At 71.6% G+C, this 24,690-nt stretch carries 17 protein-coding genes; 11 read left to right on the top strand and 6 right to left on the bottom strand.

The window, feature by feature from the left end:
- The first annotated feature begins 199 nt into the window (after positions 1 to 199).
- Positions 200 to 5,284, top strand: a complete 5,085-nt coding sequence (locus tag FRANCCI3_RS18915; RefSeq protein WP_011438120.1) for an AAA domain-containing protein — start codon at positions 200 to 202, stop codon at positions 5,282 to 5,284.
- A 42-nt stretch (positions 5,285 to 5,326) separates the two neighbouring features.
- On the opposite strand, the gene FRANCCI3_RS18920 is transcribed toward FRANCCI3_RS18915, so the two are convergent.
- Positions 5,327 to 6,658, bottom strand: coding sequence for an acetamidase/formamidase family protein (locus tag FRANCCI3_RS18920; protein ID WP_011438121.1), 1,332 nt, complete (start codon positions 6,656 to 6,658; stop codon positions 5,327 to 5,329).
- Between the two features lie 392 nt (positions 6,659 to 7,050).
- On the opposite strand from FRANCCI3_RS18920, the gene FRANCCI3_RS18925 reads away from it, so the two are divergent.
- From FRANCCI3_RS18925 to FRANCCI3_RS18935, 3 genes are all read left to right on the top strand, one after another.
- A complete protein-coding gene (locus FRANCCI3_RS18925) occupies positions 7,051 to 8,085 on the top strand; it encodes a thiamine-phosphate kinase (protein ID WP_011438122.1) in 1,035 nt (344 codons plus the stop codon).
- Between the two features lie 457 nt (positions 8,086 to 8,542).
- A complete protein-coding gene (locus FRANCCI3_RS18930; RefSeq protein WP_011438123.1) occupies positions 8,543 to 12,277 on the top strand; it encodes a multifunctional oxoglutarate decarboxylase/oxoglutarate dehydrogenase thiamine pyrophosphate-binding subunit/dihydrolipoyllysine-residue succinyltransferase subunit in 3,735 nt (1,244 codons plus the stop codon).
- 145 nt (positions 12,278 to 12,422) lie between these two features.
- On the top strand, positions 12,423 to 12,602 hold the full coding sequence (locus tag FRANCCI3_RS18935; protein WP_011438124.1) for a DUF6104 family protein: 180 nt from the start codon (positions 12,423 to 12,425) through the stop codon (positions 12,600 to 12,602).
- A gap of 45 nt (positions 12,603 to 12,647) precedes the next feature.
- On the opposite strand, the gene FRANCCI3_RS18940 is transcribed toward FRANCCI3_RS18935, so the two are convergent.
- The gene (locus tag FRANCCI3_RS18940) at positions 12,648 to 13,628 is read right to left on the bottom strand and encodes a zinc-binding dehydrogenase (protein WP_011438125.1); all 981 of its coding nucleotides are present in this window, start codon (positions 13,626 to 13,628) and stop codon (positions 12,648 to 12,650) included.
- Here FRANCCI3_RS18940 and FRANCCI3_RS28360 point away from each other — a divergent pair.
- Entirely contained in the window at positions 13,609 to 14,064 is a 456-nt protein-coding gene (locus FRANCCI3_RS28360; RefSeq protein ID WP_232234865.1) for a hypothetical protein, read from the top strand. The two genes, FRANCCI3_RS18940 and FRANCCI3_RS28360, sit on opposite strands and share 20 nt — an antisense overlap.
- A gap of 205 nt (positions 14,065 to 14,269) precedes the next feature.
- Here FRANCCI3_RS28360 and FRANCCI3_RS18950 read toward each other — a convergent pair whose 3' ends face one another.
- A complete protein-coding gene (locus FRANCCI3_RS18950; protein WP_011438126.1) occupies positions 14,270 to 15,496 on the bottom strand; it encodes an NAD(P)-dependent malic enzyme in 1,227 nt (408 codons plus the stop codon).
- A 950-nt stretch (positions 15,497 to 16,446) separates the two neighbouring features.
- Between FRANCCI3_RS18950 and FRANCCI3_RS18955 the strand changes: the two genes are divergently transcribed.
- The 4 genes from FRANCCI3_RS18955 (at position 16,447) to FRANCCI3_RS18970 (ending at position 19,472) form a co-directional block, all read left to right on the top strand.
- A complete protein-coding gene (locus FRANCCI3_RS18955; RefSeq protein ID WP_011438127.1) occupies positions 16,447 to 17,070 on the top strand; it encodes a dTDP-4-dehydrorhamnose 3,5-epimerase family protein in 624 nt (207 codons plus the stop codon).
- Positions 17,067 to 17,642 carry a GNAT family N-acetyltransferase gene (locus FRANCCI3_RS18960; protein WP_011438128.1) on the top strand — a complete coding sequence of 192 codons (576 nt, stop codon included), beginning with the start codon at positions 17,067 to 17,069 and terminating at the stop codon, positions 17,640 to 17,642. Before FRANCCI3_RS18955 ends, FRANCCI3_RS18960 begins: the two co-directional genes overlap by 4 nt.
- A gap of 280 nt (positions 17,643 to 17,922) precedes the next feature.
- The gene (locus tag FRANCCI3_RS18965) at positions 17,923 to 18,459 is read left to right on the top strand and encodes an anti-sigma factor (protein WP_011438129.1); all 537 of its coding nucleotides are present in this window, start codon (positions 17,923 to 17,925) and stop codon (positions 18,457 to 18,459) included.
- Positions 18,456 to 19,472: a SigB/SigF/SigG family RNA polymerase sigma factor gene (locus FRANCCI3_RS18970; RefSeq protein WP_011438130.1), complete on the top strand. Its 1,017-nt coding sequence runs from the start codon at positions 18,456 to 18,458 to the stop codon at positions 19,470 to 19,472. Before FRANCCI3_RS18965 ends, FRANCCI3_RS18970 begins: the two co-directional genes overlap by 4 nt.
- Before the next feature lie 9 nt (positions 19,473 to 19,481).
- Here FRANCCI3_RS18970 and FRANCCI3_RS18975 read toward each other — a convergent pair whose 3' ends face one another.
- Positions 19,482 to 19,943, bottom strand: coding sequence for a hypothetical protein (locus tag FRANCCI3_RS18975; protein WP_023841776.1), 462 nt, complete (start codon positions 19,941 to 19,943; stop codon positions 19,482 to 19,484).
- 188 nt (positions 19,944 to 20,131) lie between these two features.
- On the opposite strand from FRANCCI3_RS18975, the gene FRANCCI3_RS18980 reads away from it, so the two are divergent.
- Positions 20,132 to 21,109, top strand: a complete 978-nt coding sequence (locus FRANCCI3_RS18980) for a diacylglycerol/lipid kinase family protein (RefSeq protein ID WP_011438132.1) — start codon at positions 20,132 to 20,134, stop codon at positions 21,107 to 21,109.
- 27 nt (positions 21,110 to 21,136) lie between these two features.
- On the opposite strand, the gene FRANCCI3_RS18985 is transcribed toward FRANCCI3_RS18980, so the two are convergent.
- Positions 21,137 to 21,910 carry a glycerophosphodiester phosphodiesterase gene (locus FRANCCI3_RS18985; RefSeq protein ID WP_011438133.1) on the bottom strand — a complete coding sequence of 258 codons (774 nt, stop codon included), beginning with the start codon at positions 21,908 to 21,910 and terminating at the stop codon, positions 21,137 to 21,139.
- Positions 21,911 to 22,457: 547 nt separating this feature from the next.
- On the opposite strand from FRANCCI3_RS18985, the gene FRANCCI3_RS18990 reads away from it, so the two are divergent.
- Entirely contained in the window at positions 22,458 to 22,706 is a 249-nt protein-coding gene (locus tag FRANCCI3_RS18990) for a WhiB family transcriptional regulator (protein ID WP_011438134.1), read from the top strand.
- A 426-nt stretch (positions 22,707 to 23,132) separates the two neighbouring features.
- Here the strand turns inward: FRANCCI3_RS18990 and FRANCCI3_RS18995 are convergent, their stop codons facing one another.
- A complete protein-coding gene (locus FRANCCI3_RS18995; protein ID WP_173645812.1) occupies positions 23,133 to 24,596 on the bottom strand; it encodes a sensor histidine kinase in 1,464 nt (487 codons plus the stop codon).
- Between the last annotated feature and the right edge of the window lie 94 nt (positions 24,597 to 24,690).

The raw sequence follows: 24,690 nt of genomic DNA on the forward strand, positions 1-24,690 counted from the left end.
CGGAGAGGGGCACGTCATTATGCGTAGGATGCCGGCATCCTGCCGACCTCGCGGACGGGGCGTCACAGATCGGTGGCGCCACGGATCGGGAGAGCGGATCGGGAGAACAGCGCCGACGGGAGGAAAGTCACGTGTCGACAACCGACGGACGGCGTTTCCCTCCCGGCGCGGGCGCCGGGATCTCCAGAGCGAGGTCCTGATGACGACGCAGACCGCCGGCCCCGAGCGGCATGCCGCCCTCGCGGACCGCTGTCACCGGCTGGTGCGGTTCCTCCATGAGGTCGCGGCGGCCCGGTCGGGCCGGATCCGGACCATCGAGGAGCATCCGCTCACGGTGTGGCTCGCCGACATCCCGGCCGGCGTGCCGCTGTCCGAGCACGCCGGGGCCGGCGAGGTGCTGCTGACCGCCCCCGCCGCCACCGTCCTACCCCCACCGCCGCCACCGCCCGCGATCCTCGCCGGCCAGATCGTGCTGCCCGACGCGGCCGGCGCCGATCCCGACCAGCCGCCGGTGTGGAACGGCGCCGCCGCCGAGCAGACCGCCGCCGAGCAGACCGCCGCGGCGGCGGCCTACCAGGCCTGGTTGCCGCGATGGCAGCTCTGGGCGACACGCGCGCGCGTTGACGCGGAGCGACGCAATCTGCACAACACGCTGCACGCGGTCGCGGCCCGGGTGGCCCAGGAGGGTGACGCGCTGGAACTCGTGCTGGCGACCGGCCTGCTGACCTGGCAGCCACCGGGCGGCCCCACCGTCCGCGAGCACCTGCTGACCACCCGGCTGACCTGCGACATCGACCCGGTCACCTCCGATATCAGGGTGCGGGTCCCGGCGGGGGCCACCACGCGCCTCGCCGACGGCCCGCTACTCGACGGCATCGCCGGCTTCCGCCGGGAACGGACGAACGCGCTGCACGAGCGCCTGCGGGGACGACCGTCGGCGCCACTGGGTCCGGACGACATCCGGCTGCTGCGGGACTGGCTGGCGCTGGCGCTCGACGTGCCGACGGACGGCTTCGAACCCGACCTCGCGCCGCCCGCGCCCGACAGCGCGTCACGCCCGCGGGTGACCTTCGCCCCGGCCTTCGTCCTGCGCACCCGTGACCAGGCCGCCCTGCTGACCTACTACGAGCGGATGCTCGACGTCCTGCGGGGTGACGGACCTCCGCCGCTCGGCCTCGTCCAGCTGGTGGAGACCCTCGACGCCGCCGACCGGTTGGCCTGGCTCGAGGCAGAGGGAGCGACGAGCGGCGCCGAACTCGGTGCGGACCCGCTGCTCCCGCTCCCGGCCAGTCCCGAGCAGGCCCGGGTGCTGGAGCGGCTTCGCCACGACAACGGCGTCGTCGTCGAGGGCCCGCCCGGCACCGGCAAGACGCACACGATCGCCAACCTGGTCTGCGCCTTGCTGGCGGAGGGGCAACGGGTTCTGGTCACCAGCCAGAAGTCGCAAGCCCTGCGGGTCCTGCGGGAGAAACTGCCCCCGGACCTGCAGCGGCTGTGCGTGTCGTTCACCGATACCGAGGAGGCGCGCGACGCACCGGTCGACCAGGCCGGGAACGCGGGGGCGGACCTGGACGGCCGGCCCGACGCAGTCTTCGACCCCGCCCCGGCCGGGGCCGAAGACGAAGCGGACGAGCTTGGCGGCATCGGCGTGGGTTCCCCCGAGCTCGCCGCGAGCGTGAGCGCCCTGGCCGCGGAGAAGGCCACCTATCACCCCGAGGCGCTCGACCGGCGGATCGTGCGGGCCGCCGCGCGCCGGCAGGAGGCGATCCGCGCCCGCGATGTCCTGGCGGACCGGGCCCGCGCCCTGCGGTTGGCCGAGCACACGGTGCATCCGGACAGCGAGGTGGCCGCGGGCTGGGGCGGGACGCGGGCGAGCATCGCGGCGCGGGTCCGGGCCGAGGCCGACGCGTCGCGGTGGCTGCCGCGGCCCGTGCCCCGGAGCGCGGCAGCCACCACCACCGCGAGGACCACGGCGACGGGGTCCGGGTCTGTCGGCCCTGCGCCGGTTCCCCCGCCGTTGACCGACGCCGAGGCGCTGGAGCTCCACGCCCTGCTGCGATCCGGTCAGGTGCGATCCGGTCAGGTGCGATCCGGTCAGGACGTCGGCGCGGACCGGTCCGCCGGCCCGGTGGTCGAGATGAGCCGATTCCTACCCGCCGAGCGGTTCGCGGACCTGGTGGCCACCGCCCGCGCGGCCGACGAGGCGGTCCGCCTTGCCCGCGCGGCCGTCCGTCCCGCGACCCGGGGTCTCCTCGACACGCTCGCCGCCGTCGATCCCGCGGTGGTCTCCCTCGATCCGCTACAGCAGGCGGTCGCCAGCCTCTCCCGCGCGCTCGAGGAGCTCGACGGGCGCGGGCAGCGGTCGAACAGACGGCACTGGGTTCCGGCGGCCCTCGACGACGCCCTCGCCGGCCGGGACCGGGTCCTCTGGGCGAAGGTGGCCGCGGCCACGCCGATGATCGCCGAGGCGACGCGGCACGTGACCGAGCTCGGTCTGCACGCGGTCGCCCTTCCGACCTCCGCCTCCCCGGACGGCTCCGCCTCGGCGGCCGACGCCGGCTCCCCGGCGGATCCGGGCTTCGACCCCGCCGCCCTGCTCGCCCGGGGGGAGGCGCTGCGCGAGTACCTCGACGCCGGGGGCGAGCTACGGCGCAGGTTCCGGCCGAAGGTCCAGAAGGAGGCGGACACGCTGCTGACCCGGACGCTGGTGGACGGCGTCGCGCCGACCACCCCGGAGCTGCTCGATCTCGTGCTCGTCCGGCTCCGGGCGGAGGTCGCGGTCGAGGCCGCGACCCGCGGATGGGTCCTGGTCGGGATCGCGCCGCGGCCCACCGATCCCTTCGAGGTACGCCTGTCCCGGCTGGTTGAGGCGCAGGAGGCCGTCACGGAGATCCAGGCGATCGTGGCGGCGCGGAACCGGGTCGTGGCAATCCTGGAGGACATCGTGCCCGGCCGGGCACCGGCGATGGACTCCGCCGAGCGCGTCCGGGATCTCGCGGCCGTCATGGCCGCGCTGCGCCCGATGGCAGCCGCCACCGACGCCGAGCGGGCGCTGGGGGAACTGCGGGAGGGCTACGCCGGGCTTGCCACCGCGGCGGGCACGCCGTCCGAGGTCGCCGAGCTGGCCGGCGCGGTAGCGGCCCGCAATGTGGCCGCGTACACGCGGACCCGGGCCGCGCTCGCCACCACCATGGCTGCCCGGGAGGTGGCGCTGCGCCGGGACGAGCTGCTCGGCCGGCTGCGCGCGGCGCATCCCGACCTCGCCGATCTCCTCGTCTCGACGGCCGGCGCGACCCGGCCCAATGGAGCGGAGATCTGGCCGGCCAGGCTCGCGGCGTTCACGACCGCCTGGTCCTGGGCGGTGGCCGCGAGCTGGCTGACCGCCACGGCCCCCGGCGCCGCCACGGCCCCCGGCGGCCCGGCTGGACCACCTGTCGATCTGGACGCCGAGCTGGACGCGGCGGAGGACATGGTCGCCGCGGCCACCGCGGAGCTGGCCGGCGCCCGCGCGTGGAAACACTGCCTCGAACGGATGGGCGCCGAGCAGTCGGCCGCGCTGCGCGCCTATGCCGACGCGGTGGCGGCCAGCGGCACCTTCGGCGGCCGCCACGCCGAGCGTTTCCGCCAGGCCGCCCGGGAGGCGATGGAGATCGCCCAGACGGCGGTGCCGGCCTGGGTCATGCCGATCCGGGAGGTGCTGTCGACGATCCCGGCGGTGCGCGACAGCTTCGACGTCGTGATCGTCGACGAAGGCAGTCAGGCCGGGCTCGACAGCCTGTTCCTGCTCTGGCTCGCCCCACGGGTGATCGTCGTGGGCGACGACCGGCAGTGCACGCCGCCGGTGGAGGTCACGGACGAGCTCGACCGGGTCTTCGACCGGCTGGAGGCCCTGCTGCCGGAGGTGCCGGCGTGGCTACGCGTCGGGTTCACCCCCCGGTCGAGCCTGTTCACGCTGTTGCGAACCCGCTTCGGCGAGGTGATCCGGCTGCGGGAGCACTTCCGGTGCATGCCGGAGATCATCGAGTGGTCGTCGGCCATGTTCTACCGGGACGCGCCGCTGCTTCCCCTGCGCCAGTTTGGCGCCGACCGGCTGCCGCCGCTGGTGGCCCGGTTCGTTCCCCACGGTTTCACCACGGACGCGGGCCTCGGTCCACGCAATCCGGCCGAGGCCGATGCCCTGGTCGCACAGGTGCTCTCCTGCGCCGAGGATCCCCGGTACGCCCGGCTCTCCTTCGGCGTCGTCGTCCCACAGGGCACCGCACAGGCGGCGCTGATCCGCGACCAGCTGGCCGACCGGATGTCCGCCGCCGAGCACCAGCGTCGACGGCTGCGGGTGGGCGTCCCCGCCGACTTCCAGGGTGACGAGCGCGACGTCGTCTTCCTGTCCCTGGTGGTGGCGCCCGACTCGCGCATCACCCCGCTGACCCGGCTGGAGTACCAGCGGCGGTTCAACGTCGCGGCCTCCCGGGCCCGCGACCAGGTCTGGCTGTTCCACTCCGTACCGGTCACCAATCTTGACCCTCGCGATCTGCGGCACAACTATCTGAGCTACGTGCTGTCCACGACGCACCCGGCGGCCGGCGGCCGCGGCGAGGAGCCCCCGGCACTCGCCGAAGTGCCGACCAACCGTCCGCATCCGGCCTTCGGATCCCTGTTCGAACAGCGGGTCTTCCGGGAGATCGTCGGCCGCGGCTACCTGGTCACCCCGCAGGTGGAGATCAACGGTCGGCGGGTCGACCTGGTCGTCTCCGGCGGTCGGGCCCGGCTCGCCGTCGAGTGCGACGGGGACGTCGGCTCCGGTCCGGACGAGATCGCGCACGAGTTCGCCCGGGAGCGCGAGCTGCGCCGGGCGGGCTGGCGGTTCTGGCGGGTCCGCCAGTCCGAGTTCGAACTCGACGCCGACGCCGCGTTGGCCTCGTTGTGGCCGCGGCTGGCGAGGGCCGGTATCGCGCCCGTGAACACCGGGGCGCGAGGACTGCGGGACGAGGCCGCCACCGGCCTCCCCCGCGTCGAACATTCCACCGTCCGGGCGAGCGCCGACGAGGCGCTGCACCGGTGGCGGCCCATCGCCCTGTCCGATCTGGAGGGCCTCGACGACGCACCGCCGGACGCCGATCCGCGCGGTTCGGCCCGTGATTCGGCCCCTGCCCTCCGGCGAGGCACGGGCACGGCCCCGGGCGCCGGTGGGGGAGACTGCTCCCCGCGTGCCGAACGGGTCGGTCAGGCCGGCGGCCCGGTCACCCCGTCCGGTTCGAACGGCGCCGGCAGGACGTCGGGATCGTGATCGTCGTGGGATGCCTCGACACCTGCTCCGGCGCCCGGCCGGTCACGGGGTGTCCGGGCCGCCGGCTTCCGCGTCGATCGGGGGTGAGGCACCGGCCGGCTCGGCCCAGTGAATCCGCACCGCGCGACCGATCTTCTCGTCGGCCCGATCCGGCGTCTTCTCCGCGGCGTGTTCCGGATCCGTCGGGTCCTCGGTCTCCGAGTCGCCCACGCCGACGATCCGCACGAGTCCGGATCGCGGCAGTCGCGGCTTCGCGATCGGCAGTTCGGTGAAGTCCGCCCGACGGATGCGGCAGAACGCGCTCTGGGTGCCGGTGCCGAGCTGGCAGGCCCCGAAGTCGGCCGCGGCGGACAGGTAGGCGAGCGCCTCGGTCCGGTCGAGCCCGACCCGGCTCTGCAGGAAGACCACCGCCGACCGCGCCGCGCGGCGGACGGACTCGGCGAGGTCAACGTCGAGCCCCAGGGTGACCCAGGCCGTGTCGGTCTCGATGAACGGTTCCCGCAGCGCGCCGAGAACCGACCGGGCCGCCGTGTCACGCAGCACGGTCAGCCGCAGCGTCGCCCGTAGCGGGCCATCCAGGGCGGTGGCACCGATCTTCCCGTCCCCGAGGGCGTAATGCGGATCGCCGACGGCGAACAACGCGCCGCTCACCTGGACCGGCAGGAACAGCCGCGCGCCCGCGCCGAGTTCCCGGCAGTCCAGGGCGCCGCCGTGCAGACCGATCGAGGTGGAGGGGACGATCTTGGTGGTAGTGTCCACGCCGACCGCCATGATGCCCAGGAACGGCGCCAACGGAAACCGGGTCCTGCTGCCGTTCACGCTGGTCAGGGCGCCGAACAGGCGGCCCCGCCGGCGCTCCACCGCACAGAAGGTGGTAACGGTGCGGAAGCGTCGCCAATGGCGGGCGTCGGCGTCCGCGTCCGGCGGCCCCCCCTCGGGGAACTCCCCTGCAAGCAGGCCCGCGCCATGGCGGGTCGAGACGATCCCATACCGTGCGCGGGGATGCAGCGAGACCACCTCAACCCGCAGCACGTCCCCCGGTTCCGCGCCCCGGATGAACACCGGTCCGGTGACGATGTGGGGACCGTCCACCCCGAACCGGTGCGGGATACCCGAAGCGGCGATCGCCCGGGCGTCGGCCAGCACCTCCGACGGCGCGACCCCGAAACCGGCGAAGAAGGCGTCGGGATCGCGCCCCTGGTCGCAGAGGATCCCCTCTTGGCTGACCGTGTCGAAGGTGACCGTGGCGCCGGAGTCGATACTGAGAACCGGCCTGGTCAGGGCGTTCGGCAGCTCACCCCATCTGATGGTCTCGGGGGTGGAGGGCAGGTAGTGCCGTCCCTCGATCCTTCCTCGGCCAGGCTGCAGCGCCACCCGACCCTACCTGGACCGATGCCTGGTCAGCGGACCTCCGCTGGGCCGGATCGCCTGGGCGCGCGGCTGACCGACCCCACGGATCACGGCAGGCCGCGGACAACATACACGCGGACAGGTCTGGCTTCGCACGCGCGTCAGATTTCCAGCAGCATATGTCGGGAAGGTGACGCAGACGTTGCGATCACGGTCATTCCGCTGTTTCCGGGTAGGCGGTGCGGCCAGGGCCGCATCCGGCACGCCCCGGACTCGCCACCATCCACCCGTCGGTGCCGCCTCCGGCCGGAAGCCGCGGGACCGGTTGGTCCGGTCGGTCCGGCGGGCGGCGGGGTCGGGAAACTCCGCCTGAGGATGGAATATCTAGATCATCTAGATATTGGAGGATATGGCGAATGGGAAGTCACGGGAGACCCCCGGCGGGGGCGACGCTGCGCGATCTGGGCGAGTTCGGCTTGATCGAGGCCGTGACGGCGCGTTTCTCCCATGGACGGGACGTGCTGGTCGGCCCCGGGGACGACGCGGCGGTGCTGGCCGCCCCGGACGGTCGGGTGGTCGTCACCACCGACCTGCTGCTCGAAGGACGCCACTTCCGCCGGGACTGGTCGTCCGCGGTGGATGTCGGGCACAAGGCCGCCGCGCAGAACCTCGCCGACGTGGCGTCGATGGGGGCGAGGCCCACCGGCCTGTTCCTCGGCTTCGCCGCACCCGGCGACCTCGCGGTCGACTGGGCCCTGGCGATGGCCGACGGAATGGCCGAGGAATGCGCGCAGGCCGGTGCCTCCGTGTCCGGCGGGGACGTCAGCTCCGCGGATTCGATCATGCTCGGGGTGACCGCGCTCGGTGACCTGCAGGGCCGGCCGCCGGTCCTGCGCTCGGGCGCCCGGCCCGGCGATGCCGTGGTGCTCGCTGGTCGTCTCGGGTGGGCCCAGGCGGGGCTGGCCCTACTCACGGCGGGTTCGGCAGCCGGCGACTCCCGATGGGTCGACGACCCGAGATGGAAGGAACTGATCGCGGCGCACCGCCGGCCCCGGCCGCCCTACGCGCTCGGGCCGGTGCTCGCCGCCGCGGGCGCGCACGCCATGTGCGACGTCTCGGACGGTCTCGTGGCGGATCTCGGTCACATCGCCGTGGCCTCGGGGGTGTCCATCGATCTCGCGTCGGAAGCCTTCCTGATCGACGAGGCGATGCGGTCGGCCGGGGCCGCCCTTGATGTGGACCCGTTGCGCTGGGTACTCGGCGGCGGCGAGGATCACCCGCTGGTCGCCTGCCTTCCCCCAGGAGTGACCCCGCCGGCCGGGTGCATCGTGATCGGTTCGGTCCTGAGCGGCGCGGGATCGGCCGGCGCGGGGGTGACAGTGGACGGGGAGCGCCCCGTAGGCAGCGATGGGTGGGATCACTACGGGCAGTCCGCGACGGACGCATCCTGACTCCGGACACACCAAGGGACAACGACACCAAGGGACAACGACACCAAGAGACAACGACACCAAGGGAGAAAAGACACCGAGGAGCAGAAACATCAGGAGGCAGACGCCGGCCCGCCAGGTCGCCTCACGGGCGTAGGTCGCTCGAAGCGACATTTATTGGGTCCGGGGGCCATGATGCGGGCCGGCGTCACCGAAGCATAACCGACGGCCCGCCCGGGAGTATCCCCACCGCGCGGTGAACGATGGAACGATCTCGCTCTCGCCCTGATTGGCTGTAGCTACCGGACGTTCCCGGCGCCGGTCCGCCCATCCCGGAGAACACGCCGAGCAATCTACTCGTAACCGATCATGGACGGGCCAGGCCGGGATGCCCAGAGCGGGTAGGATAGGCAGACGGTGGCGGAAGGGCCTTATCGGAGGCCGAGAAGCGAGACCGTGGATAGAGGCGAATGGCCCCGTGACAGCACCGACGGTACCTGCGTCAGGACCTGACTTCGGACCCAACGAATGGCTGGTCTTCGAGATCTACCAACAGTTTCTCGAAGATCCGCAGAGCGTGTCGCCGGAGTGGCGCGAGTTCCTCTCCGATTACCACCCCGGCGCGCCGCCCGCCGCCGCGGGCGGCGCCGGGCAGGCCGCCACGGCGGCACCTAACGGGGAGGTTTCGCCGGATGGTGAGGTCTTCCACACTACGCCTGTTCCGGTGAAGCCGAGCGCGGCCGCGCCGTCTACTCCGGCCGCGCCGGTCCCGGCGTCGGCACAGCCCGCCGGGCCCCCGAAGCAGGCGGCACCCGCCGACAGGCAGGCTCCGGAGGCGGCCACGCCGCTGCGCGGCGCCGCCGCCCGCGTGGTCAGCAACATGGAGACCTCGCTGCACATCCCGACGGCGACCTCGGTGCGGGCGGTGCCGGCCAAGCTGCTCGCGGACAACCGCATCGTGATCAACCGGCACCTGGCCCGCTCCAGCGGCGGCAAGGTGTCCTTCACGCACATCATCGGCTACGCGATGGTCAAGGCGCTGGCCGCGCATCCCGTCATGAACGCCTCCTACACGGAGGTGGGCGGCAAGCCGGCCGTCGTCCAGCCGGAGCACATCAACCTGGGCCTCGCCATCGACCTGGTGACCCCGAAGGGCCGCCAGCTCGTTGTCGCCGCCGTCAAGAAGGCCGAGACGCTGGACTTCACCCAGTTCTGGCAGGCCTACGAGGACCTCGTGCGCCGGGCCCGGACGAACAAGCTGACCACCGACGACTTCACCGGCGTCACCATCAGCCTGACCAACCCCGGCGGCATCGGCACCGTGCACTCGGTGCCCCGCCTGATGGAGGGCCAGGGCACGATCATCGGCGTCGGGGCGATGGAGTACCCGGCCGAGTTCTCCGGCGCGTCGGCGAACACCCTGGCGAAGCTCGCGATCTCCAAGATCATCACTCTGACCAGCACCTACGACCACCGCATCATCCAGGGCGCCCAGTCGGGTGAGTACCTGCGCCGGATGCATCAGCTGCTCCTCGGCGAGGAGGGCTTCTACGACGAGATCTTCCAGTCGCTGCGGGTGCCCTACGAGCCCGTGCGCTGGGTCGCCGACATGCCGGTCGTGCACGAGGGCGACCTCGACCACAACGCCCGGGTGCTGGAACTGATCCACGCCTACCGGGTGCGCGGCCACCTCATGGCGGACACGAACCCGCTCGAGTTCGCCATCCGCAGCCATCCCGACCTCGACATCATCAGCCACGGGCTGACCCTGTGGGACCTCGACCGCGAGTTCGCCGTCGGCGGCTTCGCCGGGCACCGGACGATGTCCCTGCGCGACGTCCTGGGGGTCCTGCGCGACTCGTACTGCCGTCGGGTCGGCATCGAGTACATGCACATCCAGGAACCGGATGAGCGTGCCTGGATCCAGGCCCGGGTCGAGCGGGCCGCGGAGCGGCCGGACCCGGCCGAGCAGCTGCACGTGCTGGAGCGGCTCGGGGCCGCGGAGGCGTTCGAATCTTTCCTGCAGACCAAGTACGTCGGCCAGCGCCGGTTCTCCCTCGAGGGCGCCGAGTCGACGATCCCCGCCCTCGACGAGGTTCTCTCGCGTGCCGCCGGCGCGGGGATGGACGAGGTCGTCATCGGCATGGCCCATCGCGGCCGGCTGAACGTGCTCGCCAACATCGTCGGCAAGTCCTACCGGCAGATCTTCGCCGAGTTCGAGGGCTACCTCGACCCGCAGACGGCGCACGGCTCCGGCGACGTGAAGTACCACCTCGGCGCCGAGGGCGTCTACACCGGCCAGGACGGCCGCACGGTACCGGTTTCGGTGGTCGCGAACCCGTCGCACCTCGAGGCGGTCGACCCGGTCACCGAGGGCGTCGTCCGCGCCAAGCAGGACATTCTGGACAAGGGCTCGGCGGGTTTCACCGTTCTGCCGGTACTCGTCCACGGCGATGCCGCGTTCGCCGGGCAGGGGGTCGTCGCCGAGACCCTCAACCTGTCCCAGCTGCGGGGATACCGCACCGGTGGCACCGTGCACCTGGTCATCAACAACCAGGTCGGATTCACCACCTCGCCGGACTCCGGCCGGTCGTCGGTGTACGCCACCGACGTCGCCCGGATGGTCCAGGCACCGATCTTCCACGTGAACGGGGACGACCCGGAGGCGTGTGTCCGGGTTGCGGCGCTGGCGTTCGAGTACCGCCAGGCGTTCCACAAGGACGTCGTCATCGATCTGGTCTGCTACCGGCGGCGCGGGCACAACGAGATGGACGAGCCCTCGTTCACCCAGCCGTTGATGTACGACACCATCGCCAGCAAGCGTTCGGTGCGCAAGCTCTACACCGAGGCGCTGATCGGCCGCGGGGACATCACCCGCGAGGAGGCCGAGCAAGCGATGAAGAGCTACCGCGCGGAGCTCGAGAAGGCCTTCGCGCAGACCCGGGACACCACCCCGGCGAGCTCGTCGCCGCAGCCACGCATCATCACCACCCCGGAGGAGGCCGCCGCGGCGGCCGCGGTCAGCACCGCCGTGTCCGACGAGGCCGTGAAGAAGGTCATCGAGACCCAGGTCAACCTGCCGGAGGGCTTCACCGTCCATCCACGGCTGCGTCCCCAGGTCGAGCGGCGGGCCCAGATGGTGGAGACCGGCTTGATCGACTGGGCGCTGGCGGAGACCCTGGCCTTCGGAACGCTCCTGCTCGACGGCCGCTCGGTGCGGCTGACCGGTCAGGACAGCCGGCGGGGCACCTTCGGCCAGCGGCACGCCGTGCTGGTCGACCGGCACAGCGCCGCGGACCACACCCCGCTGCGGACCCTGCGCCACGGCCTCGACGGCACCATCGTGAACGACGGTGTCGGCACCTTCTACGTCTACGACTCGCTGTTGAGCGAGTTCGCGGCGATGGGCTTCGAGTACGGCTACGCGGTCGCCCGGCCGGACATGCTGGTGCTCTGGGAGGCGCAGTTCGGCGACTTCGCCAACGGCGCCCAGTCGATCATTGACGAGTTCATCACCGCCGGTGAGGCCAAGTGGGGCCAGCGGTCGGCGGTCACCCTGCTGCTGCCGCACGGCTACGAGGGTCAGGGTCCCGACCACTCCTCCGCCCGCATCGAGCGCTTCTTGTCGCTGTGCGCGGACAACAACATGACGGTCTCCGCACCCTCGTCCCCCGCCAGCTACTTCCACCTGCTGCGCCGGCAGGCCCTCTCGCCGGTCCGGCGTCCGCTGGTGGTCTTCACCCCCAAGTCGATGCTGCGGCTGAAGGCCGCAACGTCCACCGTGGCCGAGCTGACCGGCGGCGGCTGGCAGCCGGTGATCGACGACGGGTCCGTCACGGACCCGTCGGCCGTGCGCCGGATACTGCTCACGGCGGGCAAGGTCTACTACGATCTCGCCGCCGCCCGGGGGAAGCACGACGACGCCGAGCGATTCGCCCTGTTGCGCGTCGAACAGCTCTACCCGACGCCCGGGCCGGAGCTCGCGCAGGTCCTGGAGCGTTACCCGAACGTGACGGACATCGTCTGGCTCCAGGAGGAGCCGGCGAACCAGGGCGCCTACCCGCACATGGCCCTCAACCTGACCGAGTTCCTGCCCGGCGACATCCGGCTGCGTCGCATCTCCCGGCGCGCCGCCGCGGCCCCGGCCTCGGGGTCGTCGAAGGTGCACGAGCGCGAGCAGCAGGCCCTGGTCGAGGCGGCGTTCGAGAACTGAGCACGCGGCCGGCGGAGCGTCGCCCGATCCGAGGACCGTCCCGCCGCACCGGTGGTGTTCCCGGGCCGCCGTGCCCGGCAGCGCCACCGGCGTGCGGCGGCCGGTCCGGCTCGCCAGCCATCCGCTCGCCAGACAGGGGGCAGCGATGTACTTCACCGACCGGGGGATCGAGGAACTCGCCGCGCGGCGCGGCCCGGAGAGCCTGACCTACGAGGGTCTTGCCGACTCGCTGCGCGTCTTCGTGGACCTGTATCCCGACTTCGAGGACGCGATCGACCGGCTCGCCACCTGGCTGGCCCGCCCCGAGGAGGACCCGGATCTCTAGCCCGCCCAGCCCCGAGCCAGGAGTCCCCGCACCACGACGAAGGGGCTAGGCGGGGGGGCGGAGTATCAACTTGCCGAAGAACTCACCGCCGAGCAGCTGCTCGAAGGCGGCCCGGGCATCGGCCAACGGGCGCACCTCGTGGATCAGCGGCCGCACCCCGGTCCGTTCCACGAATGCAACGAGATCGACTAGCTCGTCCCGGCTCCCCATGGTGGAACCGATCACCGACAGCTGGAGAAAGAAGATCCGGGTGAGGTCCGCCGGCGGGTTCGGACCACTGGTGGCGCCCGAGACCACGATGCGCCCGCCGGGGCGCACTGCCTTCACCGAGTGACCCCAGGTGGCGGCGCCGACGGTCTCGATGACCGCGTCGACCCGGCGCGGCAGCCGGGCACCGGGTTCGAGAACCTCGTCGGCGCCGAGGGCGGCCGCCCGCTTCCGCTTGGTCTCGTCCCGCGAGGTCACGAAAACGGTGTGCCCGGCGGCCTTGGCGATCAGCAGCGCCGCGGTGGCCACCCCCCCACCGGCTCCCTGGATGAGCACGGTGCCGCCGCCCCCGGCGGGCAGCCCCGCCCGGGAGACGACCATCCGGTAGGCGGTGAGCCAGGCGGTCGGCAGGCAGGCGGCCTCCTCCCACGACAACCCTGCGGGCTTCGGGATCAGGTTGCGCCGCGGCACGGCGACCCGCTCGGCAAGGGTTCCCGGGTACAGCTCGGACAGCAGGGTCCGCTTCGGGTCCAGCGTCTCGTCCCCCCCGCCCGCTGCCGGATCACCGATCACGCTGTGGACGATGACCTCCTGCCCGTCGGGGGTCACCCCGGCGGCGTCACAGCCGAGGATCATCGGGAGCCGATCCGCCGGCAGGCCCACTCCACGCAGGCTGAACAGGTCGTGATGGTTGAGCGAGGCGGCCCGCACCGTGACGGTGACCCACCCGTCGAGCGGCGCGGGTTCGGGCTGCTCCCCGATGGCCAGGCCGTCGAGCGGGGAATCGGGGTGGAGGGACATGGCGGCGGCGGCTAGCACCCTTCGAACCTACGGCTACTGGCGTGCAGACGCGAGCGAGGCCGACCGGCGCGGATCCACTCAGGACAACCGACAGGCGACGCCACGGACGAAGGGGACCATCCGGGCCGGCAACCGCGCCTGCCAGGCCGGTGTGCTGAACTCGACACCGTGGGAACAACAAGGGTGGACACCCAATGGTAAACAGGCCGTGGTGACCCACGAGGACATGCCCGACTCGCCACGCAGAAACGGGTCGAGCCGGCGGCTGGGCTGGCGCCGCCGACACCCCGCGCCCGTCCCGGAGGCACCCGCGACGGTCATCGTGGACGGCATACCGGTCATCACGGTGGCTCCCGCCGACTTCGTGTGCTGCTCTTACAAGGGATGTGGGACCCTGCGCCCGCTCGCGGAGGCGGTGGAGAACCGGCCCTGCCCGGGATGCGGCCGGGTCTGAGACCCACGCGGGCTGAGACCACGCGGGCTCGCGAACGGCCCGGGAACGCGGCTCAGGACCCGTAGCGGGACTCGGGGGACTCGACCGTCAAGGGGGGGGACCCCGCGTGGCACGGGCCCCGTGGAGGCGTCCAGGGACCCCGGAGAAGGTGCACCGGGATCCCTGGACGCCCTTGGCTGGCACGACGGCGATCAGCCGGCCCTCGTCAGCGGCGGGCCACCCCGTCCGCCCGCGCGGCCGCGGCCGTCGCCGCGGCGACGGCCGGGGCGACCCGGTCGTCGAACACGCTCGGGATGATGAGATCCTCGGCCAGCTCGTCCGCGATCACCGCGGCGAGCGCCCTCGCGGCGGCGAGCTTCATGCCCTCCGTCACGCGGCTGGCCCGGACATCGAGCGCTCCCCGGAAGATTCCGGGGAAGGCGAGGACGTTGTTGATCTGGTTCGGGTAGTCGCTGCGACCGGTCGCCACGATCCGCGCGTACTTGTGGGCGACCGCCGGGTCGATCTCGGGATCGGGGTTGGCCATCGCGAAAATGATCGCCTCCGGCGCCATGGTGGCGACCGCCTCCTCCGGGACCTGCCCGGCGGACAGCCCGAGGAAGACATCGGCGCCGGCGAGCGCGTCGGTGATGGACCCGGCCAGGCCGGCACGGTTGGTCTCGGCGGCGAGCGCGGCCTTGCTCGGGGTGAGGTTGTCCCGACCGGCGTAGAGGATGCCGCGGCTGTCGCCAACCGCGATGTCCCCGATGCCGGCGGCCAGCAGGATGCGGGCCACGGCGGCGCCGGCAGCGCCCGCGCCGGACACCACGGCACGCAGATCACCGAGGGTGCGTCCGGTGAGCTTCGCCGCATTCTCCAGCGCGGCCAGCGCGACGATGGCCGTTCCGTGCTGGTCGTCGTGGAAGACCGGGATGTCGACGCGGTCCTGCAGGAGGCGCTCGATGGCGAAGCAGCGCGGTGCCGAGATGTCCTCGAGGTTGATCCCGCCGAAGCTCGGAGCGAGGCGCGCGACGGTGTCGACGATCTCCTCGACGTCCGTGCAGGCAAGGGCCAGTGGCACCGCGTCCACACCACCGAAGCGCTTGAACAACGCGGCCTTGCCCTCCATCACCGGCAGGGAGGCCGCGGGGCCGATGTCACCGAGGCCGAGCACGGCCGTCCCATCCGTGACCACGGCAACGGTGTTAGACCGCCAGGTGTAGTCGTCGGCAAGGGCCGGAGTCCCGGCGATGGCGGTACACACCCGCGCGACTCCGGGCGTATAGGCCAGGGACAGGTCTTCCCGACTGTTCAATGGAGCGGTAGCGTTGATGTTGATCTTTCCTCCGCGGTGCAGGGCGAACGCGGGATCGTCGTCGGACGGCCGCGGGCTGAGCCCGGCGAAGTCCGACGTGGTGGAACCGAGAGTCGGCTGGTCAGTGGTTGCGGTCACGGAGGTTGCTCCTCGAACGAGCCGCCGGCGGACCCCGCGACGATCGCGGTCTCACCTGGGCTGCGGCTACAACGTACTCATACTCCCGTGCGGTGCGTGTTTCGCGGAAGAACAAGCCTGAGCGGTACCGCCTCATCGTGTAAGGCGGGCGATCGACCGGGTGTCGCCCGGGGTTGCTTCCAATATGGCACGCGCGGCCGCCCCTGCTCCCGACGGCGCTTCGCCGACGGCGAACCGACAACGAACGTATCGGCAACGGAAACGAAACATACCGCCACGGAGAGGATGCCGACGCCCGAGGGAAGCATCACGTGATCAGAAGCGGGGGTCTCCCCCGGCTACCGGCAACCCACCGACACGCCCGCCCGGGCCCAAAAGGTAATCCGTGCACAGCGATGCTTTCCGTCGTACTCGGGCGATGCCCATTCCGGCAATGACGGTAGCACTCCTGATGATTTCCGTCGGTGACCGGAACGACGGCTCCGGTGCCCCGGCGACGGCGATCTCCGGCATCCTCCGTCGACGGCTCCGTCCCTGGTCAGCTGCCCAAGGAGGTGCACGACAAGGGCACTCCGACGGTGTGACGACCAACAGTTCTGACGGTATGGCGACCGACAGTTCGTACGCGCTGAACGAATTCGTCGACACCGACGGAAGAACCATCGTCAGCATGGATATCGACCTGGCCTGGTCGCTCGCCGGCCTCCTGGCGGGCGAAGGTGCAACGCGCCCGGATCGCCTTCAATTCGGTTCCGCTATGGCCCGCGTCCGGTTGTTACGACATCGCTATGTCCTCGTTAACCGACACCAAGGAGCGGGAGAAACGGGTGGAATTTGTCACCTGCTTCGCCGCGGCCCCTCCGTCACGACCGGAGTCCGGGGCCGGCTCGGGTCCGACGCGTGGTCCGGCGTCCTGGGAGACGCGGGACCGAACCGGTACCTTCGCACACGTGGAGATCAGCGAACTATCGGTTCCGGACGCCTGGGTGTTCACCCCGCGCCAGCACTCCGACAGCCGCGGGACCTTCCTGGAGTGGTTCCGCTCGGACGCTCTCGCCGAGGCGGTGGGGCATCCGCTCACCCTGTCGCAGGCCAACCACAGCGTGAGCCGGGCCGGCACGCTGCGCGGGGTGCACTACGCGCAGGTCCCCCCCAGCCAGGCGAAGTACGTGACGTGCGTGCACGGCCGGGTGCTGGACTGCGTCGTCGACATCAGGGTCGGCTCACCGACCTACGGGACGTTCGCGGCGGTCGTCCTCGACGACGTCGACCGGCGGGGCCTGTACGTCGCGGAGGGTCTCGGGCATGCCTTCATGGCGCTCACCGACGACGCCGCGATCTCCTACCTGTGCTCGACTCCGTATACCCCCGGGCGCGAGTACGGGGTCCACCCACTCGATCCCGATCTCGCGCTGCCCTGGCCCGACGATCTCGCGCCGTTGCTGTCCGACAAGGACACCGCGGCGCCGTCGCTCAAGGAGGCGGAGGCGGCTGGCCTGCTGCCCGACTATCGCGCCTGCCGGGCCCTGTACGCCGAGCTCCGCTCGGCGAGCGCCGCCGGGGACATCCGGTGATCCGGGTGGCCGGCCCCGGAGACGTCGAGGTCGTCCACCGCCTGGTCACCGAACTCGCCGCGTACGAGAAGGAGCCGGCCGCCGTCGCCATGACGCCCGCCGATCTCGACACGGCCCTGTTCGGACCGGTGCCAGCCGCGCACTGTCTGGTGGCCACCACAGACCACCTTGCCGGCGACCCCACCCCACCACAGGTCGCCGCCCCACCACAGGTCGTCGGCTTCGCGCTCTGGCACCCGACCTTCTCCACCTGGACCGGCCAGACCGGGATGTACCTCGTCGATCTGTTCGTCCGGCCGAACCACCGCCGCCGTGGCTACGGGCAGGCCCTGCTCACCACCCTCGCGACGATCTGCGCCGACCGCGGCTACCGGCGCATGGAATGGGCCGTACTGGACTGGAACGCCCCGGCGCAGGCGTTCTACCGCTCCCTCGGCGCGGGGCCGATCGAGGGCTGGACGACCTGGCGCATGGACGCCGACGCCATCACCACCCTGGCCGGCGTCGGGACCGGCAGCGCCGCGGCCGACGACCGCCTAAGCCGACGACCGCCTAAGCCGACGACCGCCTAAGCCGACGACGGCCAGACAGGCCGGATGCAACAGCTTACGATCACCCGACCTGCGGTACCCAGCGGCGGCTGGGTACGGTGGAGTCGGTGGCCGCCGCCCGGCCGCCGACGGAGCGGAAACCGTCCGCCCATGCGGGACGTCATGGTCGGGAGCGGAATACTCGACCCGTCGACGGGTGGGAGAGGAACCGCCGGCAATATCATTATCTAATCGACCTTGGTCGGCAGGACACCCGCGAGGCGCCGTCCTCGCGCGACGCAGGCTCTTTGGGGGTAGGAACGTGGATCCGACGCCTTCGACCGGCGGCGCGGAGAGCTCCGACACCATCGACAGCCAAACCGCCCACTCGGGCGGCCTACGCGACGTGGTTGCGCTCACCCTGCCCGCCGCGAGCGCCTACCTCACCGTCCTGCGCACGGCGACGGCCTCGCTGGCGGCCCGCCTCGACTTCACTCTCGACGACATCGAGGATCTCCGGATCGCCGTGGACGAGGCGTGCGCCCTGCTGCTCGTCTCGGCCGTGCCGGGTTCCTCGCTGGACTGCACGTTCACCCTCTCGCCGGGGGTGATGCACGTCCTGGTGACGGTCGAGAGCCTGGACGGCGAGCAGCCCTCCGAGGACACCTTCGCCTGGACCGTGCTCAAGGCGCTGGCGGGCGACGTGCAGACCTCGACGGGCCCAGGGTCGCGGGTGAGCATCGCCCTGCAGAAACGCAGGGGCGTGCGCGCCGACCTCGGCGGGCCTCCGGCCGGCCACGTCCGAGGGTCGGGCGCGTCCAGAGAGACTCCACTGGGCGACACGGTAGGTACGTCGTGACGTCGACCGGGAGGACGCCGACCCCACCGCGCACGGTACCTGATCGCGACGTAGCCGATCGCAACGTAGCCGATCGCGACCCGGTGTCCACGGTGGACCCGGTAGCGGCGTTGAGCCAACGGGGATCCGGGCTCGACGACCAGCCGGGGATCGACAGCGATCTCGGCCCCGAGGTGACGACCCAGGCGCCACCGAACCCGGCGGTGGACGGTCCGGCGATCGACGGGGAGAGCGATCGGCCCGAGCGCGCGCACTCGCCCGACCGGGCCCTGGCCCGCACGCTGTTCGTCCGCCTCGCCGAGCTACCCGAGGACGATCCCGAACGCTCCGCCGTCCGCGATCAGCTCGTCCGGATGCACCTACCGCTGGTGGAGTACCTCGCCCGCCGCTTCCGTAACCGGGGCGAGCCGCTCGACGACCTCGTCCAGGTGGCCACCATCGGATTGATCAAATCGGTGGACCGGTTCGATCCGGAACGTGGGGTGGAGTTCTCGACCTACGCCACCCCGACCATTGTCGGTGAGATCAAGCGGCACTTCCGGGACAAGGGCTGGGCCATCCGGGTCCCCCGCCGCCTTCAGGAGCTCAAACTCTCCCTGACGAAGGCGACCTCCGAGCTCTCCCAGACGCTGGGCCGCTCCCCCACGGTGAGCGAGATCGCCCGGCATCTGCAGATGAGCGAAGATGACGTCCTCGAGGGGCTGGAGTCGGCGAACGCCTACTCGGCGGTCTCCCTCGACGCGCCGGACTCCGGCGACGACGAGGCGCCCGCCGTCGCGGACACCCTCGGCGTCCAGGACGAGTCCCTGGAGGGCGTCGAGTACCGCGAGTCCCTCAAGCCGCTGTTGGAGAAGCTCCCTGCGCGGGAGAAGCGCATCCTGCTGCTGCGGTTCTTCGGCAACATGACCCAGTCCCAGATCGCGACCGAGCTCGGCATCTCCCAGATGCACGTTTCCCGGCTCCTGGCCCGGACCCTGGCCCAGCTGCGGCGCGGCCTGCTCGAGGACGGCTGAGCGGATTCGTCACCCGGTCCCGCCGCCGCGCCGAGGCGGGACCACCGGCCCGAGCCCACCGGCCAGCAGCAACGCGACGACGATGACAAGGGGCACGACGAGCAGCGGGATGCCGTAGCCGTAGCGGCCGGACTGCACCAGCCCCCACGCCACCGGCAGGCACAGGATCTGCACGACCAAGGTGGGCGAGCGGAAGGATGCGCCGTTGCGCAGCACGCCCCCCGCGAGGACCGCCACACCGAGCCCGCCGACGATGGCGAGCACCCCACCGCTCTCGGCACGACCCACGTCGTCGATGTCCGGCCCGAAGCCGCGCAGCACCTGCAGGATTCCGAGGGCCAGCAGGGTCAGCGCCTCGATGGCGAGCAGGACGGACGCCACCCGAGTGGGCACGGACGCCGCGCGAGCAGCCTGCCGCAGCGTGCCGAAGCGGCCGGCCGCCGGCTGATCGGGATGACTCGTGGATCCCATATCCCTGACACTACGTTCCCGGGGCCGTCGGCGTTCCCGGGGCCGTCGACCGGTGCCCCCGGGGACCCTCCGGACGGTGTCCACCGCGCCATCACCCGTCGCACTTCGCGAGGTGCCCGCCGGATTCCACCGGTGTGAGAGTTTTCCCAGCCGGCGACCCGGATGACCGGGCGGACTACGGTGGAGGCATGCGAGGGCTGTTGGTCGTCAACCCCGTCGCCACTGCTACGACCGAACGTGTTCGTGACGTCCTCGCCAGCGCGCTCGCCGCGGACCTCGCTCTGGAGACTGTGGTCACCAAGGGGCGGGGGCACGGGGTGGAGCTGGGGGCCAGAGCGGCCGAACTCGGCGTCGACGTGGTGCTTGCGCTCGGTGGGGACGGTACCGTCAACGAGATCATCAACGGACTGCTCCAGAACGGTCCGGTACCGGGCGGCCCAGCGTTCGCCGTGGTCCCGGGTGGCAGCACCAACGTCTTCGCTCGCGCGCTAGGCTACTCCGCGTCACCGGTGGAGGCGACCGGCGAGCTGCTGAGCGCGCTCCGCGAGGGCCGCACCCGGCGGATCAGCCTCGGCCGGGCTCAGTACGGCGACGAACGGCGCTGGTTCACGTTCTGTTTCGGTATCGGCCTGGATGCCCGGGTCGTCGCGCGGGTCGAGGAGAAGCGTGGCAAGGGCAGGCGCAACACCGCCGGCCTGTTCCTGCGGACCGCGGCGGGTCAGATCCTCCACGGCACCGACCGCCGCGGTTCGCCCATCACCCTGACGACCGCCGACGCCGGCTCGGCCCCCGCCCCCGGGACCACCGACCCGGCGGGCGGGCGGGCCGAGGAGCACATCGCCTTCTGCATCGTCTGCAACACCCGCCCGTGGACCTACCTCAACTCCCGTCCCGTCCTCGCCTGCCCGGACGCGTCCTTCGACACCGGTCTGGACCTCCTCGCGCTGCGGCGGGTACGGTTGCCCAGCGTGCTGCGGGCCGCCTCGCGGATACTCACCGACGGCGAGGGTCCGCGCGGTCGCAACGTGGTGCGCCGCCACAACACGTCGCGTATCCGCTTCTCCACGGATACGCCCCTGCCGGTGCAGATGGACGGCGAGTATCTCGGGATGTTCTCCGAGGTGCTGCTGACCCACCAGCCGCACGCGCTGCGCGTCGTCGCCTGACGGCTGCCCGCCCAGGAGAGTGTCCGCTCAGGCGTCGAGCGCCGTGGTGGGGGTCCCGTCCGGCCGGGACAGCGCCTGGTGGATCTCCATGGGGTCGTCGCAGATCGCCCCGGTGACGCCCGCGTCGCGGATCCGCCGGGCGTCCTCGAGACTGGTCACCGTCCAGGTGATCAACCGGATGCCGGCTTCGCGCGCCCGTCCCGCCGCGTCGGAGGTGCCGAGCACCGCGCTGGTGTGCACATGCAGTTCGGTGTGGCCCGCCGACCGTGCGTAGGCGAGGCCGCCGCTCACCGACATCCGGGGCATGGTGAGGAACGCCGTCGTGACCGCGAGGTCGGCGTCACGCACCGCCTCGATGGCAAACCAGTCGAACGACGACACCGTGATGCCGCCGGCACCGGCGTCAAGGTCGGCGGCGTCCGGCCGGCGGCCGGTCCATCCCCGGGCACGCAGCGTCTCGGCGAGCCGGCGCGCGGTCTGCTCCCGGGGGGCGTCGAAGTCCGGCTGCCCGGGCTGGTTCTTGATCTCACAGATGAGCCGACCGCGGCCATCCCACACGTCGAGGATCTCATCGAGCAGAGGGATGCCCCGGGCCCGCAGCGCCACCGTGGTCTGCCGGACCACGGCCCGGCCGGCGGGACGGGACAGCCGCGCGTCGTGCACGCAGACCAGGTCGCCGTCCGCGCTGCGCCGCACGTCGACCTCGACACCGTCGGCGCCCACCCGCAACGCGGCATCCACCGCCTCGACCGTGTTCTCCGGGCCGGGAACCCTGCTGCCACGATGACCGAGAACCTCCATGCCCCAACCCTGCCATCTCCGGCGACGCGAGCGGGTCAGATCGGGCCGGGATGACGGCGCGCACCGGCGCCGGAGCAGCCCTCAGGCAGCCCTCAGGCACCACAGAACGGATCCATGACCGACTGGCATGACACCGGCGGCTTGATCGCCGAGGATCCGGGCCGCCCACCGGCCGCACCGGTGACGATCGATGCAACGGAGCGTAACATCCCCTGGCAATCGGGACTCCCGTGGCACTTCGGCCATCCAGGGAGACGGTCGCCCCCCGTGGTCCGTCTGTGTCCTTGCCGGACAAGTGCAGGCCAGCCAGGCTGTGAAGAGGCTTGCAGGTTCTTGCGCCGCTGCCTGTTCGGGTGGGAGGGTGGCGAATGTCCGAGGTGGATGCACGTGCACCCGGGCTTACCGACACCCGGCAACCCGCTCTACGGCCGCCGTCGAGGCCGAGCAGACATCCTGCTCAATTTATTTTTCACCTCGGCACAACCGTAGCGGCTCACAAAGCGTCTCATGTGCAGTGTGGCCCGAGACGAGAGAGGGAGTTGTACGCATGGACTGGCGCCACAGAGCGCTCTGCCGTGACGAGGATCCCGAGCTCTTCTTCCCGATCGGTACAACCGGTCCGGCGGAACGCCAGGTCGAAGAGGCAAAGGCCGTTTGCGCGCGGTGCGCAGTCACGAGTGACTGCCTCAACTGGGCACTGGACACCGGGCAGGACTCCGGTGTCTGGGGCGGGATGAGCGAGGACGAACGCCGGGCGCTCAAGCGCCAGGTCCGACTCCGGGTTCGAACCGCCTGACCGCAGGACCGTCCCCGACGGCGGGCCGACAGCACCCGAGGAACCGGCACCACGTCCCGGGTCCGAACAACAACACCCGCTCGCGGCAGACCCTGCCCGCCGGAACCGGCACCACCGGATCCACCGGCGGACCGCAGTGGTCGCCGCATGAGGTCATGCCACAACCCGTACCGCGGCACAGGGGTGGCTGGCAGCAGCATCGGCCGTTCTGTCCGCGCGTCCGCCGCAGCAATGCGGCGCGACGCGGACGGGGCGGCCGTAATGTTTTCCGCCCCCGACCACACCTTCCGGCGATCGGGCCCGCTCAGGCGAACCACCGCCCGGGACGGTCCCGATCCGGCCCCCCACGAGCACGCCACATCGGCACGACGGCCATGGACGAGGGACACATCCTGGGGGATACCCCCTCCCGGGCACCCTAAACACTCAACTTTCAGAAAGTGGGATCGACAGGAGCGCCTCCGTCCCGTGCTCTGGACCGGCCTGGAGCCGGATGGTGCCGTGCATCTCGCCCAGCACCAGCTGGCGGACGATCTGCAGCCCCAGCCTTGGCGAGTGCTCGAGCTGGAAGTCCTCGGGCAGCCCGGCACCGTCGTCGGCCACGACCACGTCAAGCCGGTCCGCCAGGCGGCTGACCCGGATCTCGATGGAACCCGCCGAACCGTCGAACGCATGTTCTACAGCATTCTGCAGAAGTTCGGAAAGCACAAGAGCCAACGGGGTGGCGAGTTCGCCGGGAAGCCGCCCGAACGACCCGGTCCGGCGGGTGTTCGCCCGGGCCCCGGTGGAGGCCAGATCCACCGTGACCGAGGTGATCTGGTCGGCGATCTCGTCGAACGGCACGCTCTCCCCCAAACTCTGGGACAGCGTCTCGTGCACGACCGCGATCGAGGTGACCCGGCGCACCGACTCCCGCAGCGCCGAGCGCGCCTCGTCGACCTTCGTCCGCCGCATCTGCAACCGCAGCAGGGCTGCTACGGTCTGTAGATTGTTCTTGACCCTGTGATGAATCTCACGGATCGTCGCGTCCTTACTCAGCAGCAGCGCCTCGCGGCGACGCAGTTCGGAGACGTCCCGGACGAGCACCAGCACCTCCCGGGTCGCCCCGGGGAAGAGCGGGATCGCCCGCAGAAGTACCACCGTGCTCCCGACCGCGGCTTCCACCTCCACCGGCCGGCGCCGGCCGAGCGCGTGCCAGACCGCCGGGGTCGTGGCGGACAGGTTCAGCGCCCGGTGCACGGAGCGGAGGTCCTCGCCCGTGACATTGCCGGTGTAGCCAAGCCGGCGGTACGCCGAGAGCGCGTTCGGACTCGCGAAGATCACCTTCCCGGCGCCGTCGAGCCGCATCATGCCGTCGCCCACCCGGGGGGACTCGGGAAGCTCCGCCGAGCTGCCGCGGAACGGAAAGGCGCCCTCGGCGATCATCAGGGCCAGGTTGTTGGCACCCTGCAGATAAGCCGACTCCAGCGCGCTCGGCGTCCGGGTGGTCGCGAGGTTGGTGTCCCGGGCAAGGACGGCGATCACCTCGTCACCCCGCCGGACCGGGATCGCCTCCGTCCGCACCGGGACCCCACCGTCCCACTCGGGCTCGCCCTCCCGCGCGATCCGGTGTTCCCGCCAGGCGTTCTGGACCACCCAGCGATTGATCACGACGCTGCCGACCTCGTCGTTGTGGTACGCGGTCGGACCGGTGGTGGGACGGACCTGGGCCACGACGAGGAATTCGGCTCCGCTGGCGTGGCCGCCCCGGCTGGCCCCCGAGCCGGAGCGGACAGGCACGAGCAGCAACAGATCAGCGAAGGAGAGGTCGGCGAGCAGAGCCCAGTCCGCGACGAGCGCGTGCAGGTGGTCGATGCCGTCGTCGCTGAGATCCGTGCTCGCGCGCAGCATGTCGGCGAGGGTTCCCACGGCTCGCAGACTGCCAGACCGGCCGGGTTCGTGAGGTGGCGGGCACCCCATCACAGTGGCCGATACCCGTACGCTG

Source organism: Frankia casuarinae (assembly GCF_000013345.1).
GTDB classification, from domain to species: Bacteria; Actinomycetota; Actinomycetes; order Frankiales; family Frankiaceae; genus Frankia; species Frankia casuarinae.

What these genes read in the sequence shown, in the direction of transcription:
- FRANCCI3_RS28360 (WP_232234865.1), top strand. Translation starts at nt 13,609, where the DNA reads ATGGCGGCGGCGGCTAGCACCCTTCGAACCTACGGCTACTGGCGTGCA.
- FRANCCI3_RS18980 (WP_011438132.1), top strand. Translation starts at nt 20,132, where the DNA reads ATGCGAGGGCTGTTGGTCGTCAACCCCGTCGCCACTGCTACGACCGAA.
- FRANCCI3_RS18985 (WP_011438133.1), bottom strand. Translation starts at nt 21,910, where the DNA reads ATGGAGGTTCTCGGTCATCGTGGCAGCAGGGTTCCCGGCCCGGAGAAC.
- FRANCCI3_RS18915 (WP_011438120.1), top strand. Translation starts at nt 200, where the DNA reads ATGACGACGCAGACCGCCGGCCCCGAGCGGCATGCCGCCCTCGCGGAC.
- FRANCCI3_RS18925 (WP_011438122.1), top strand. Translation starts at nt 7,051, where the DNA reads ATGGGAAGTCACGGGAGACCCCCGGCGGGGGCGACGCTGCGCGATCTG.
- FRANCCI3_RS18995 (WP_173645812.1), bottom strand. Translation starts at nt 24,596, where the DNA reads ATGCTGCGCGCGAGCACGGATCTCAGCGACGACGGCATCGACCACCTG.
- FRANCCI3_RS18975 (WP_023841776.1), bottom strand. Translation starts at nt 19,943, where the DNA reads ATGGGATCCACGAGTCATCCCGATCAGCCGGCGGCCGGCCGCTTCGGC.
- FRANCCI3_RS18990 (WP_011438134.1), top strand. Translation starts at nt 22,458, where the DNA reads ATGGACTGGCGCCACAGAGCGCTCTGCCGTGACGAGGATCCCGAGCTC.
- FRANCCI3_RS18935 (WP_011438124.1), top strand. Translation starts at nt 12,423, where the DNA reads ATGTACTTCACCGACCGGGGGATCGAGGAACTCGCCGCGCGGCGCGGC.